At 62.4% G+C, this 13,961-nt stretch carries 10 protein-coding genes; 5 read left to right on the forward strand and 5 right to left on the reverse strand.

Annotated features, from left to right (window positions below):
* The first annotated feature begins 64 nt into the window (after positions 1-64).
* Positions 65-1,219, forward strand: a complete 1,155-nt coding sequence (locus tag ACO06R_RS09890) for a pyridoxal phosphate-dependent aminotransferase (protein WP_421848764.1) — start codon at positions 65-67, stop codon at positions 1,217-1,219.
* 82 nt (positions 1,220-1,301) lie between these two features.
* On the opposite strand, the gene ACO06R_RS09895 is transcribed toward ACO06R_RS09890, so the two are convergent.
* Positions 1,302-4,196: an Rne/Rng family ribonuclease gene (locus tag ACO06R_RS09895; protein WP_421848766.1), complete on the reverse strand. Its 2,895-nt coding sequence runs from the start codon at positions 4,194-4,196 to the stop codon at positions 1,302-1,304.
* Between the two features lie 516 nt (positions 4,197-4,712).
* Here ACO06R_RS09895 and ACO06R_RS09900 point away from each other — a divergent pair.
* The 4 genes from ACO06R_RS09900 (at position 4,713) to ACO06R_RS09915 (ending at position 10,216) form a co-directional block, all read left to right on the forward strand.
* Positions 4,713-5,960 (forward strand): N-acetylmuramoyl-L-alanine amidase, encoded by a 1,248-nt coding sequence (locus tag ACO06R_RS09900; protein ID WP_421848769.1) that lies wholly within the window; start codon positions 4,713-4,715, stop codon positions 5,958-5,960.
* A 162-nt stretch (positions 5,961-6,122) separates the two neighbouring features.
* The gene (locus ACO06R_RS09905) at positions 6,123-8,570 is read left to right on the forward strand and encodes a penicillin-binding protein 1A (protein WP_421848772.1); all 2,448 of its coding nucleotides are present in this window, start codon (positions 6,123-6,125) and stop codon (positions 8,568-8,570) included.
* A gap of 80 nt (positions 8,571-8,650) precedes the next feature.
* Positions 8,651-9,776 (forward strand): peptide chain release factor 2 gene (prfB, locus tag ACO06R_RS09910; protein WP_421848776.1). Its coding sequence is split into 2 segments (ribosomal slippage): positions 8,651-8,719 and positions 8,721-9,776, totalling 1,125 coding nucleotides; the frame shifts between segments, so codons are not numbered across the junction.
* Between the two features lie 110 nt (positions 9,777-9,886).
* The gene (locus tag ACO06R_RS09915; protein WP_421848780.1) at positions 9,887-10,216 is read left to right on the forward strand and encodes a hypothetical protein; all 330 of its coding nucleotides are present in this window, start codon (positions 9,887-9,889) and stop codon (positions 10,214-10,216) included.
* A 217-nt stretch (positions 10,217-10,433) separates the two neighbouring features.
* Here the strand turns inward: ACO06R_RS09915 and ACO06R_RS09920 are convergent, their stop codons facing one another.
* From ACO06R_RS09920 to ACO06R_RS09935, 4 genes are all read right to left on the reverse strand, one after another.
* Entirely contained in the window at positions 10,434-11,204 is a 771-nt protein-coding gene (locus tag ACO06R_RS09920; protein ID WP_421848783.1) for a Crp/Fnr family transcriptional regulator, read from the reverse strand.
* A 99-nt stretch (positions 11,205-11,303) separates the two neighbouring features.
* A complete protein-coding gene (locus ACO06R_RS09925) occupies positions 11,304-11,753 on the reverse strand; it encodes a BA14K family protein (protein WP_421848786.1) in 450 nt (149 codons plus the stop codon).
* A 123-nt stretch (positions 11,754-11,876) separates the two neighbouring features.
* Positions 11,877-12,797 (reverse strand): pseudouridine-5'-phosphate glycosidase, encoded by a 921-nt coding sequence (locus ACO06R_RS09930; protein ID WP_421859327.1) that lies wholly within the window; start codon positions 12,795-12,797, stop codon positions 11,877-11,879.
* Between the two features lie 4 nt (positions 12,798-12,801).
* Positions 12,802-13,758 carry a carbohydrate kinase family protein gene (locus ACO06R_RS09935; protein WP_421848789.1) on the reverse strand — a complete coding sequence of 319 codons (957 nt, stop codon included), beginning with the start codon at positions 13,756-13,758 and terminating at the stop codon, positions 12,802-12,804.
* Positions 13,759-13,961: the final 203 nt, after the last annotated feature.

Raw genomic sequence — 13,961 nt, forward strand, 5'->3', positions numbered from 1 at the left:
CTTCAATCAAAGCAAAAACAAGGCCTCACACCGGATCGTGAAGGCCGAGACGGGGAGATCGCAGATGATCCGTATGTCGGCGCGAGGCGCGGTCGAGCCGTTTCATGCGATGGATGTCCTGCGCGAGGCCAATGTGTTGGCGGCGCGCGGGCACGAGGTTCTTTCTCTTGCCGTGGGGCAACCGTCCGCCTCGGCTCCCTCCGGGGTTATCGCTGCCGCGCAGCACGTGTTGGGGAACGAACCGCTCGGTTACACAGACGCGCTTGGCCGCATGGAGTCACGGCGTGCTATCGCGGCCCATTATGGCGAACGCTACGATGTTGAGGTGCCGGCTGAGCGAGTTGCCTTGACTACCGGTTCGTCCGCCGGGTTTTCGCTGGTTTTTCTTGCGGTCAGCGATCCGGGTGGGCGCGTGGCGATCACCGCGCCGGGCTATCCGGCCTATCGAAACATCCTAAAGGCGTTGTCGCTTGAAGCTGTCGAGATCGAAACAGCGGGTGCGAACGGGCACATGCTGACGGTGGAGGCGCTCGAGGCGGCTCACCGCAAGAGTCGGCTCGATGCGCTGTTGGTCGCCAGTCCGGCCAATCCTACCGGCGCGGTTACCGACCGCCGTAGTATGGCGGCGTTGATGGATTTCTGCTGCGCCGAGGGCATCGCCTTCATTTCCGACGAGATCTATCACGGGCTGCGTTACACCGGCGACGATCGCACGGCGCTTTCGCACTCGCAGGACGCGATCGTCATCAACTCGTTCTCCAAGTACTATTGCATGACGGGCTGGCGGATTGGCTGGATGATCATGCCGGCCGACCTCGTGCGCCCGGTCGAGCGATTGGCGCAGAGCCTCTACATTTCCGCCCCCGACCTGTCGCAGGTCGCCGCACCAAGGGCCTTCGAGTGTGTGGAGGAACTGGAGGCAATCAAGGACGGCTACAAGGCCAATCGGGCGCTGCTTATGGAACGTCTGCCGCAACTCGGATTCTCCTTTGCCGCGCCGCCCGACGGTGCGTTCTACGCGTGGTGCGACGTCAGCGCACACACCAACGACAGCATGGATTTCGCGCGACGCATGCTCCAGGAAATCCACGTCGCGGCCGCGCCCGGCCTCGATTTCGACCCGGTCAACGGGCATCGCTATATGCGGTTTTCTTATGCTGGCAGCCAGGCGACGATCGCCGGTGCGCTGGATCGCATGGGCGCTTGGCTGAAACGCTGACCGCCACGGCGGATTTCGTCAGCACCGCGACCCTGATCGGCCACAATGAAAAAGGGCGGGAAAACTCCCGCCCATTTCGCTTCTAGAAGAAGCCCTTGCGCGACCACCAGCCGGTCCGCTTTGGCTTTTCCTCCGCCTCTTCGCCGGCCGAGGTGACGACCGGTTCGGCATCGAGATTGAGGTTCTCGGCGGTGGCGCGACGGCGCGACGGTTTTGCCTCTTCCTCTGCTTCTGCCGGTTCCGGCGCGGTCTCTGCTTCGACCGCCTCATTGTCGTTCGCAACCGCGGTTTCTTCGGATTTTGCGTCGGCGTCCACGGCCACAGGCTCAGCGGCCGGAACGGGTGTGTTCTCAGCAACCTGAGAGGCCTGCTCGGCATCGGCCTCGGCTTCCGCTTTTTCGGTTGCGGCCTCTTCGGCTTCGCGCATTTTTTTCGCTTCAGCTTCAGCTTCAGCTTCAGCTTCAGCTTCAGCTTCGGCCTCGGCTTCTTGCGCGGCGATCAGATCGGCGAGCGGGCCCACCGGCTCGGCTGCCGGGATGCGCGGTTTGCGACGGTCGCGCCCGCCGCGCCGTCCGCGTGAGCGTCGGCGACGTCGTCCGCCATCGCGTCCGCCGTCTTCCTCATCGGCACCCGCGTCGTCGTCGGCAGCGTCCTCGGCAACGCCCTGCGAATCCGCATCAGCCTTGTCCTTGCGACCGCGCCGTTTCCGCCGCCGCTTGCGACCGCGACCACCCTCGTCGCCGTCCTCGGTCTCCGCTTCGCTATCGGCGGTTTCCTCGTTAATTGCGATATCGTCATCGGCGTCGTCATCGTCACCGTAATCTGGCCGGATCGGCTCGACGCGCGGCAGATCGGAAATGTCGCCCCTGTCGATGCCGAACAGTTCGGCGCCAATCGATGGGTCGGCCGTAATCTCGATCCGCAGCCCGAAGCGGCCCTCCATTTCGGCGAGCGTGTCGCGCTTCTGGTTGAGAATATAGAGTGCGGTGTCGGCGTTGGTGCGCACCGTCAGGTTGTGGTTGTTGTTCTTGAGCAGATACTCCTCAAGGGAGCGGATCAGATGCAACGCCACAGATTGCTGCGAGCGGATGTAGCCGGTGCCGCCGCAATGCGGACAGATCTGCATCGTGCTTTCCAGCACGCTGGCGCGCATGCGCTGACGCGACATTTCCAGGAGTCCGAAATGCGATATGCGGCCAACCTGGATGCGGGCGCGATCGTTCTTCAGGCAGTCCTTCAGCTTCTTCTCGACGGCGCGGTTGTTGCGGTTCTCCTCCATGTCGATGAAGTCGATCACAATCAGACCGGCCAGGTCGCGCAAGCGCAGCTGCCGGGCGACTTCCTCTGCGGCCTCCAGATTGGTCTGTAGCGCCGTGTCTTCGATGGAGTGCTCGCGGGTCGATTTGCCGGAGTTTACATCGATGGCAACCAGCGCCTCGGTCTGGTTGATGATGATGTAGCCGCCGGACTTGAGCCGGACGTTGGGCTGGATCAACCCGTCGAGTTGCGCCTCGATCCCTGTCTTGGCGAAGATCGGCTGCGATTCGCGCCACGGCTGGACCATCTTGGCGTGGCTCGGCATCAGCATGCGCATGAAGTCCTTGGCCTCGCGATAGCCGTCCTCGCCGGAAACCAGGATTTCGCCGATATCCTTGTTGTAGAGATCGCGGATCGACCGCTTGATAAGGCTGCCTTCCTCATAGACCAGCGTCGGCGCGGTCGAGGCGAGCGTCAGTTCGCGCACGCTGTCCCACATGCGCATCAGATATTCGTAGTCGCGCTTGATTTCCGGCTTGGTGCGGTTGGCTCCGGCGGTGCGCAGGATGACGCCCATCCCCTGCGGAACCTGAAGTTCCTTGACGACGTCTTTCAGGCGTTTGCGGTCGGCGACGTTGGTGATCTTGCGGGAGATGCCACCGCCACGCGCGGTGTTCGGCATCAGTACCGAGTAGCGACCGGCCAGCGACAGGTAGGTGGTCAGCGCCGCGCCCTTGTTGCCGCGCTCTTCCTTGACCACTTGCACGAGAATGATCTGGCGGCGCTTGATGACCTCCTGGATCTTGTACTGGCGGCGTTGCACGCGCCGGCGGGGGCGGGCCTCTTCCATCGCGTCGTCGCTGCCGACGGTGTCGATGTCGCCATCCTCGTCGTCGCCATTGTCGCCGTTTTCATCGTCGCCACGGTCATCGGACTTCGCCCGCGCTGATCGGTTGCGGCCGTGTCCCCGGCCTCTGCCGCGACGCGGTTTGTCGTCGTCCTCGGCGCCGTTTTCGTCGCCGGCTTCGGCCACATCGTCACTGTCGTCTTCGGCGTCATCGTCCGCTTCATCGGCGATTTCCTCGGAGATGACATTGCCGTCGTCGGTTGTGCGGGCGGCGATCACATCGGGTGCACCATTGCCACCTTCGTCTTCGTCCCCATCGTCTGACCCTATGTCGCCCGCGGCGTCCGCCGCCAGATCATCGGTGTCGGCGTCAAGTACGGCGGCCTCATCGTCAGCGAGCTCCTCGGCTTCCGCCGCTTGGCGCGCTTCCCATTCCTGCAGGATGGCTTCCATCGCGACGGGCTCGGCGGCGGGGACCGTATCGCGTTGATCGCGGCGTTTGCCGCGCGCCTTGCGGCCGCCGCGCTTGCGGCGCGCCCGGCGCGGTTCGGCCGCTTCGGGCTCGTCATCCTCGTCTTCTTCGGCCAGACGTGCTTCTTCCGCCAGCAATGCCTGACGGTCGGCCAGCGGGATCTGGTAGTAGTCGGGGTGGATTTCGCTGAATGCAAGAAAGCCGTGGCGGTTGCCGCCATATTCCACGAACGCCGCCTGCAGCGACGGCTCGACCCGCGTCACTTTCGCAAGATAGATGTTTCCGCGGATTTGCTTCTTGTGTTCGGATTCGAAATCGAAATCTTCGAGGCGGTTACCCTTTACGACGACAACGCGCGTTTCCTCCCGGTGGGAGGCATCGATTAGCATTTTGTTTGACATTGATTCTGGTTCCAGCAGCCGCGCCTCGCTCCGGTGGTTGCAACCGGTCGCGCGCTGCCCTTCGTCTTCCAAAGGGGCCTGGACTGCTCATTGGATGTCTTGCCGCCGTCAAGAGCGCTGCCGCAGTATCGAAACTGTCTCGTATCTGCATCATCCCAGCGTCTCTGTTGGTTCACACATATGCCATGTCACGGCGGTTCGACGACTACACTGAGGCCCCGGGGCTGGGGCCGGTTCGGATGCCCATTCTCGCAGGGCCGGGTCCGTTCGGTCTGAACCCGTTCGATCATGCCGTCGGCCTACAACCGAACCGACTGGCGAAACCTCTGAATCGCGCGGCGTACATGTTGACGCAGCCGCGCTAAGCTAATTTAGATTTTTGGTGTCGGTGCTGCAAGCGTTTTAATTTCAGGCGGATTCTGAGCGGTGCCCGCCGGGCAGCCAGCGAACGGCAAAAACCAAGAAACCGCGTATGATGGCGATGTATTTGGCAGACGAGAAAACCCGGACGGGAGCATGGATCGCAGAAGCCTAGCGTTTTTTGTCGGTTTGGGCCGGGCGTTGCTTGTGCTTGTCATTTCCGTGCTGGCAGGCCTTTCGGTCACAACGGCGAATGCGCAGATTCCGGTTGCGCTGGACATGCGCATCGCCGGAGACCGCGAAGTGACCCGTATCGTTATAGAGTTCGACCGGCCTGTCGAGGTTGACCAACGCCTGCTCGACCACCCATGGCGGCTGGTCCTCGACCTTCAGAAGATACTCTACGGGTTCCCGGGCGACGCAGCGGACGGCAGCAGCCTGATCTCGGGTGTGCGATATGGCGACATGAGCGAGCAGCATTCGCGCATCATCTTCCAGATGACCGGACCCTTCCATGTACGTTCGGTCAGGATGCGGCAGGACAGGGAAAGCGCTCGGCACAATCTGGTGATCGATCTGGAGGCGGCAAGCGAATTGGAGTTCGCCGAGGCCGTAGACCGGGCATTCACGACCTCGGCCGTCGTCAATTCCGCTCAGAAACGCGACCGGCTGGGAACCGCGGTGCAGCCTTCGCGGCCGTTTACCGTGGTTTTGGATCCCGGCCATGGCGGGATCGACGGAGGCGCGCGGGGTGCCGGCGGCACCCGGGAAAAAGACGTTACGCTGGCATTTGCCCGTGCATTGCGCGAAAGGCTCTCCGAATATGCCGGCGCGCAGGTCTTCATGACCCGCGACACGGATGTGTTTGTGTCGCTGGGCGATCGCACCGGCTTTGCCAGACAGCATGGTGCCGACTTGTTCATCTCCATCCACGCGGACTATCTGCGGCGGCGCGATGTGCGCGGCGCAACCGTCTACACAATCTCCGAAAAGGCTTCGGATGCTGTGGCCGCCCAGATCGCCGAGAATGAAAACCTTGCCGATTCCGTCGCGGGCATTGTGCCTGACGAGGAGAGCAATGGCGTCGCCGATATCCTTATTGATCTTGCGCGCCGCGAAACACTGGGATTCTCGGTGCAGTTCGCGCGCCTTGCGATCGCCGACATGAAGGGTTTTGCGCGGCTGATCAAGAATCCTCACCGTTTCGCCGGTTTCCGGGTGCTCAAGGCGCCAGACGTGCCGTCGGTCCTGCTCGAACTCGGATATCTGTCCAACGCCGAGGACGAAAAACTGATGAAAGACGAAGAATGGAAGCAGGGTCTTGCCGACAGGCTGGCTTTGGCAATCGAAAAATTCGCGGCCTTGTCATCCAAGGACATTGCCGTTGCCTCGGACGGCAACTAACTGAACCAGTGGGCGGATACGTGGCTTGATGTCAGTGACACGCTTTTTTTCGCCGGTGCCATGCTGCGGTCCAAATTGGAGTTGAAGCCGGTTCAACCGCCGGCCCGACTCTTGTAATCTGCGATTGGCACAGCTCGACGACCGGCACGAGAAAGTGGAAATATGCTTCGACTGATCGGATACTTATTCGGAATCGGAACCGTCCTGTTCCTTGTGGTTGCGGCCGCGGTTGTCATCTATGTCGGCGATCTGACGAAGGATTTGCCGAATTACGAGGTGCTGGCGCAGTACGAGCCACCGGTGACCACCCGGTTCTATTCATCCGACGGACAGTTGATGGGCGAGTTTGCGCGCCAGAGGCGGCTCTACCTGCCGATCCAGGCGGTTCCCGACCGTGTCAAGGCAGCGTTCCTGTCGGCCGAGGACAAGAACTTCTACAGCCACCAGGGGGTCGATTTCCTGGCGCTCGTCCGCGCCATGATCACGAATCTGGAAAATTTCACCAGCGGTCGTCGGCTGGTCGGCGCCTCGACGATCACCCAGCAGGTGGCGAAGAACTTCCTGTTGACCAACGATCGGACGGTCGACCGCAAGATTCGCGAAGCCATCCTGTCGTTCCGCATCGAGCAGGCCTATTCCAAGGACCGCATTCTCGAACTCTATCTCAACGAGATCTTTTTCGGTTCGGGCGCCTACGGCATCGCCGGGGCGGCGCTGACCTATTTCGGCAAATCGGTCAACGAACTGAGTATCCACGAAGCCGCCTATCTGGCCGCGCTTCCCAAGGCGCCGTCTAACTATCATCCCTTCGACGATACCGAAGCGGCGCTGAGCCGCCGGAACTGGATCATCGACCGGATGGTTGAAAACGGCTACGTGGCGCAGGAGGAAGCGGCCGCGGCCAAGGAGAAGCCGCTTGGCGTGAACTTCAGGCGGTCGGGCGCCTATGTGTTCGCCGCGGAGTATTTCACCGAGGAAGTCCGCAAGGAGATCATTGAACGCTATGGCGACGATGCGCTCTATGAGGGTGGATTGTCGGTGCGCACGACACTCGACCCCGGCCTGCAGGTGATCGCCCGCAGGGCGCTGCACAATGGACTGATTTCCTATGACCGCAAGCGCGGCTATCGCGGCCCGGTCGCGACGATTTCGCCGGACGGCGACTGGGGGCTTGCGCTCGCGGAGGTCGATCGCATGTCCGATGTGCCCGAATGGCGGCTGGCGGTCGTGCTTGCGGCCGGCGAGGATAGCGCGGAACTCGGCCTCCAGCCGGCCCGCGAACTGTCCGGCGAGGTCAAGCCCGACCGCGATATCGTCAGGTTGCCCCGGGCCGCCGCAGAATGGGCTTTTCTGAGAAACAACGACGGCAGGACCAGCAAGGTCAAAACCCTCGACAAGGTACTGGCGCCGGGCGATGTCGTATATGTCGCCGAGGTCGGCGAAGACGGCTATGAACTGCAACAGGTACCGGCAGTCTCAGGTGCGTTGGTTTCGATGGACCCCAATACCGGGCGCGTTCTCGCCATGGCTGGAGGGTTTTCCTATTCGCAGTCGCAGTTCAACCGCGCCACACAGGCCTATCGGCAACCCGGTTCGTCGTTCAAACCCTTCGTCTATGCCGCCGCGCTCGATAATGGCTACACGCCGGCATCCGTTGTCATGGATGCGCCGATTAGCATCGTATCCGGCGGCGAGGTTTGGGAGCCGAAGAACTATGGCGGCGGTTTCGCCGGTCCGTCGACGCTGCGGCTCGGCATCGAGAAATCGCGCAACCTGATGACGGTTCGCCTGGCCCAGGACATGGGCATGAATCTGGTCGCCGAATACGCCGAGCGCTTCGGTGTCTATGATGACATGAATCCGGTGCTGGCGATGTCGCTGGGCTCGGGCGAAACGACGGTGCTGCGCATGGTTTCAGCCTATTCGGTGATGGCCAATGGCGGCCGCGCAATCCAGCCGTCGCTGATCGACCGCGTGCAGGACCGCTACGGCCGGACCGTCTACAAGCATGATCAGCGTGTCTGCGAAGGCTGCAGCGCGCCGCAATGGTATGGTCAGGAAGAACCTGAGCTGATCGACAACCGCGATCAGGTGCTCGATCCGATGACCGCTTTCCAGATCACTTCGATGATGGAAGGCGTGGTGCAGCGGGGCACCGCGACTTCGCTGCGCGATCTCGGCCGGCCGATCGCCGGCAAGACCGGAACCACCAACGAGGAAAAGGACGCCTGGTTCATCGGTTTTACGCCGAACATGGTCACCGGGGTCTATATCGGTTTCGACCAGCCCAAGCCGATGGGCCGCGGTTCGACAGGCGGGCAATTGGCCGCGCCGGTATTCAAGGAATATATGGCCAATGCGCTGGGCGATGCGCCGCTTGCCGACTTCCGGCTGCCGCAAGGCATGCTGGTGGTCGAGATCGACCGCGCGACCGGCATGCGCGCTTTCGAGGGCGATACCATCCTCGAGGCGTTCAAACCGGGCACTGGACCGGCTGATTCCTACCAGGTCATCGGCATAGAGACGGTCGCCATCCAGGCCGAGGAACAGCGCCGCATCTCGCCGCGTGCCCAGGAAGCCATCCAGAGCGGACGCGGCGGGTTGTTCTAGCAACTCCGCGGTCTTTACAGCGTGGCGCGGGGCCCTTACATCCGCGCCGTTACATGTGTTTCAGAATCTCGAGGATGAATATGCGCGCCGAAACCGCGACGCTTGTCGACGAAATCAAGCAGGCAATCGCCCTGCTGAGGAGGCATCTTTGACTGGGAACAGTCACTTAAACGCCTCGAATACCTGAATTCCCGCGCCGAAGACCCCGATCTCTGGAACGATGCCGGCGAAGCCCAGAAGCTGATGCAGGAGCGCCAGCGCCTTGACGACATGGTCAATGCGATAGGCGGATTCGACCAGTCGCTGGAGGACAATGTCGAACTGATCGGTCTTGGCGAGGAAGAGGGCGATACCGAAACGATCGAGGAGGCCGAAAAGGCGATCCGCGATCTGCAGGACGCCGTCGACAAGGCGTCGATCGAGGCGTTGCTGTCAGGCGAGGCCGATCCGAACGACACCTTTGTCGAGATTCATTCCGGCGCCGGCGGGACCGAGAGCCAGGACTGGGCGCAAATGCTGTTGCGGATGTATACCCGATGGGCCGAGGGTCACGGCTTCAAGGTCGAGCTGCAGGAGTACTCTTCGGGCGATGAAGCCGGCATCAAGTCGGCAACCATTCTCGTCAAGGGCCACAACGCGCATGGCTGGCTGAAGACCGAATCTGGCGTGCACCGGCTGGTGCGCATCTCGCCTTACGATTCCAACGCGCGGCGGCACACCTCGTTTTCCTCGGTCGGCGTCTATCCGGTTATCGACGACAACATCGAGGTCGATATCCAGGACAAGGATATCCGTATCGACACATATCGCTCGTCAGGCGCAGGCGGCCAGCACGTCAACACGACGGACTCGGCTGTGCGGATCACCCACCTGCCGACCGGCATCGTGGTGACTTCCTCGGAGAAGTCGCAGCACCAGAACCGTGCCAACGCCATGAAGGCACTCAGGGCACGGCTCTACGACATGGAGCTTAAGAAGCGCGAGGAAGCGGCCCAGTCGGCGCATGACAACAAGGCCGATATCGGCTGGGGCCACCAGATCCGCTCCTATGTGCTGCAGCCCTACCAGTTGGTGAAGGACCTGCGCACCGGCGTGGAATCGACCGCGCCTTCCGATGTGCTGGACGGCGCGCTTGACCCGTTCATGGAAGCCGCGCTTGCCCACAAGGTGCATGGCGGCGGTGAAGACATAGAGGACGTCGAATAACGGCGCCAGCAGCCCGGCGAAACGCGCCGGGCGCTCCTGTGACCGAATACACAGTGGCCGGGCGCATCGGTCTGTAGGTTCAGCTCATGTCCTGAAGAGGAGTGAGTGAGATGGAACCGATTATCGCCGTTATGCTGATGCTGGGATGCGACCATTCGATGATGGTCTGCCGTGAAATGCCCGAGCCGGTGCGCCAGTATTCTTCGGTCCAGTCCTGCGAAGCTGACGTTGAAACCCGTATCCGCGACATCGATTCCTTTCCGGTTGCCGTTGCGCAGTGCCTGGAAGTGCAGGGCGGCGGACGTGATGCACGCGTTTCCATCGATTGGCAGCTCGACCGCACCGGCAACCTCTACGCGGAAGCGGTGATCAGCGAGACCGGCCCAAGGGTTGTCAGCGGCGAACTGGTCATGGCCAGCGCCGAGCGCTTCCTCTTCTGATCGAAAATATGCCGGGCGGCATCCGCCCGGACCGGCCCGGGCCATCGCCGCCGCCCATCAGCCAAGTCTTTGCGATTTCCTGCGGCGGTTTCGACAGCGCATCTACATCTCAACACCCGCCGCTTCCAAATTGCCAGCCAAGCGCGAAAGATCGCCCTCGGCCAGCAAAGTGCCGTCATGCGGGCGTCCAGAAAAGTCAGGAAACCTGTTGTCCGGTTCAGTCGCTGCCGGCGTTCCAGCCTTCCGACAGGCGGCGGTTCAGTTCCGGCATATCGGCGAGGATCAACCCGCCGCGCGAGCGTTCGACGATGTTCTCGCGCTCCATGCGGGCGATCTCGCGGCTGACCACCTCGCGCCTGCAGCCGATGCGCTCCGCGAGCTCAAGCTGGATCGGGGGCGGCGAGATGATGCGCTGGCCGGCAGCCGGGCCCTTGCGCGGCTTGGAAAGCCTGATCAGTTCCGAGTAGAGCCGGTACTTGGCCGGCAGGAAGGCGTGCTCCGCAAGCCGGGTGTTGAGCGATCGGATCAGCGACGACATCGAACGCATCAGCTGCAACGCGACTTCGGGGTTCTCCCTGAGGATCTCCAGGAAGACGCTTTGCGGCAGCGTCATCACGCTGGTGTTGACCATCGCTGTAACATTGGCGGAACGGGTCGTTCCGTCGATGGCCGCCAGCTCGCCGAAAAACTCCAGATCGGCGAACTCGCCGAGAATCACTTCGCGTCCGGTAGCAATGCGCAGGATGACCCGGACCCGGCCTGACTTGATGAGAAACACATTGTGGCTCTCGTCGTCATAATCGAGCACGAGTTCGTTTTCGCCATATTCGCTGGTGCGCGCCATCGCGGCATAACGCTGGTCTTGTTCGTCGCTCAGTGGCTCGAAAAGTGCGAATGATTTCAACGAGGTCATGGTGATCGGGGTACCTTGCGCACCTGTCTGAGGACTTGCGCGCATGGTTGCACAGATCAACGGCGTGTCAAGCATGCCAGAAACGACTCCCCGGAAGCCGGGAAAGCTTCCGGGGGCCGGGAGGACGGTACCGGAGGGGGGGCAGGTTACTGCCGGTGCCGTCCGGAGAACGCCTTACATGTAAGGCGAGATGCAGGGGCGGCGCGGGCCCTGGTAAGGCTGCCAGGAGTTGTCCCACTCGCGGTAGCTCTTGTAACGGTTGTAGCAGTACTGCAGATGCGCGTTGCCCGGCACGACGACGACTTCCTTCGGCTTGGACGCGTTGGCGATTGCAGCGCCGGCCACGATGCCGCCGAGAATGCCGAGGCCGAGCATCTGGTCCTTGGACAGACCGGACTTTTTCTTCTTTTTCGGCGGAGGCGGAAGAACCGGACCCGGGTCGACCGGCGGTGCGACAACGATGCCGCCTTCGCAGAGCCACGGCTTGGTGGCGCACAGGCTCGGTCCCTGCGGGGCGAGCACCAGCTTGCCACCGGCATTGGCGGCAGGAACGGCAAGCGTCGAAGCGAGCGTCGCGGCGGTCGCGATGGCGGTGATTGTGTTCTTGATGGTTGCAGCGAACATTTCTGCGTCTCCTCTGTTTGATCCGCAGTCACGCTGCGGCTTTGAGGAGAAGCTAGGCGAAGCTGCATCGCGCCGATGTGCAATCGGTCACACGCCAAACCATTGGCATCAAACGCCAAAAAATCAGAAGCCGCTCTCCGCCGCGCAGGCGACCGCGATGTCGGCGGCCAGACGGGCATTGTTACGCACCAATGCGATATTGGTCTCCAGGCTGCGGCCGCCGGTGATTTCCAAGATGCGGGCAAGCAACCAGGGCGTGACTTGTTTTCCAACGACTCCGGCGGCTTCGGCCTCGACGACCGCTTGGGCGATCACGGTCGCCATCTCGCCAGCTGGAATCTCGTCATCGGCGGGAACCGGATTGGCGACCAGCAGCCCGCCATGCGCGAATTCGGCCAATGCGTCGCGCGCGGCCATGAAAGCAGCGATCTCGTCGGCGCTGTCGAGGCGCAGCGGCGCCGTCAGACCTGAGTCGCGCGACCAGAAGGCGGGGAAGGCACGCTGGCCGAAAGCGACCACCGGTACGCCGCGCGTTTCCAGTACCTCCAGTGTCTTGGCGACATCGAGGATCGCCTTTGCGCCCGCGCAAACGACCGTGACCGGCGTGCGCGCCAGTTCGTCCAGATCCGCCGAGATGTCGAAGCTAGCCTCTGCGCCGCGGTGGACGCCGCCGATACCACCGGTCGCAAACACGCGGATGCCGGCGAGATGGGCAGCCATCATGGTCGCGGCAACCGTGGTTCCGCCGGTCATGCCGCGCGCCATCGCAAACGCCAGATCGGCGCGTGACAGCTTGGCCGCGCCTTTTGTACGTGCCAGCGCCTCGGCCTGCTCCTCCGCAAGGCCGACATGCAGGACGCCGTCGATGACGGCAATCGTCGCCGGCATCGCGCCGCGTTCGCGGATGTCAGCCTCGACGGTCTGCGCCATGTCGAGATTGTCTGGATAAGGCATGCCGTGGGTGATGATGGTCGATTCAAGCGCCACCAGCGGCACGCCTTCAGCCTGCGCTGCTTTCACTTCGTCGGATTTGTTGATGTGCACCAAGTCAGCTCTCCTCGACAATCGCGGTCTGCGCACGAATGGCTTCGAATGCGGGGCCGGTCAGGCTTTCGGCGAGTGGACCGGCCGCCTGGATGGTGAGCCCGGCGGCGGCTATGCCGTCGCGGACAGCCTCGGTCAGCGGCAACCGCGGATCGGCGGCCAGCCGCGCCAATGTGGCCCCCGCCAAAGCATCGCCGGCTCCGGTCACGTCGCGGACCGGGGTTATGGCGGGAACCCTGATTTTCGTTACCCTGGTACCGTCGAGAACGGCCACCGTGTCGGCACCCGCAGTAACGACGGCGCGGCCGATACCACGTTTGCGCAGGGTGTGCAGCGCGGTCCGGTGTTCGAATGCGCCGGTCAGGGCCGCAAGTTCGTTGCGGTTCATGAAAACCGTTCCCAAACGGTCAGCGACCGCAAACAGCCTCGGCGCTTTGGCCGGCGATACCGCAATCGCATTGAGCGGACCGGGATGCGCCGCCGCCACCAATTCCAACGCCTGCTCCGGCAGGTTCGCATCGATCAGAAGGCAATGTGCGCTCGCCATCGCGTCGCTGACATTGTGGCGGCGCAACTGCCGGGGCAGGGCCTCTTCATAGATGCTCATGTCCGCCAGCCCGGAGACAAGCTCGCCGTCATGGTCGAGGATTGCCGTATAGCTTGCGGTGCGCCGGTCGAGGAACACGCCGGACAGATCGGCAATTCCCGCATCGGCAATCGCCTTTTCGACCGCAAGACCGTCGATGTCGCCGCCGCGCGCCGAAACGATCGCGACATTGACGACGCCGCGCAGTCGGGCATTGCGCAATGCATTGACAACGCCGCCGCCGACCGTGGCGTGCAGGTTTCCCGGATTGGAGACGCCCGACCTGTGCGCACCGGTCGTCCGACCGATGCGGTCGTTGTGAGCGCCGCCGATGCCGAGAAGCTCGTATCCTGATATGCCGGTGTCTTGCGTCAAATGTCGGTTTCCGGTTCTGCGTCCCGCAATGCCGGGAGAATCGTGCGGTCGTCAATCCGTCTGGCCGACGAAACGGCCCACGGTCCCGCAGGACTCCAAGTTCGTTTTACGGAACAAACAAAAAACGAATTTCGATTTCTGTTATTATTCATAGACTTACGCTCGTTGCAAAAACGGAACAAATCGCGTACAAAAAGAACAGG

It is taken from the genome of Oricola sp., assembly GCF_965230365.1.
Classification (GTDB): Bacteria; Pseudomonadota; Alphaproteobacteria; order Rhizobiales; family Rhizobiaceae; genus Oricola.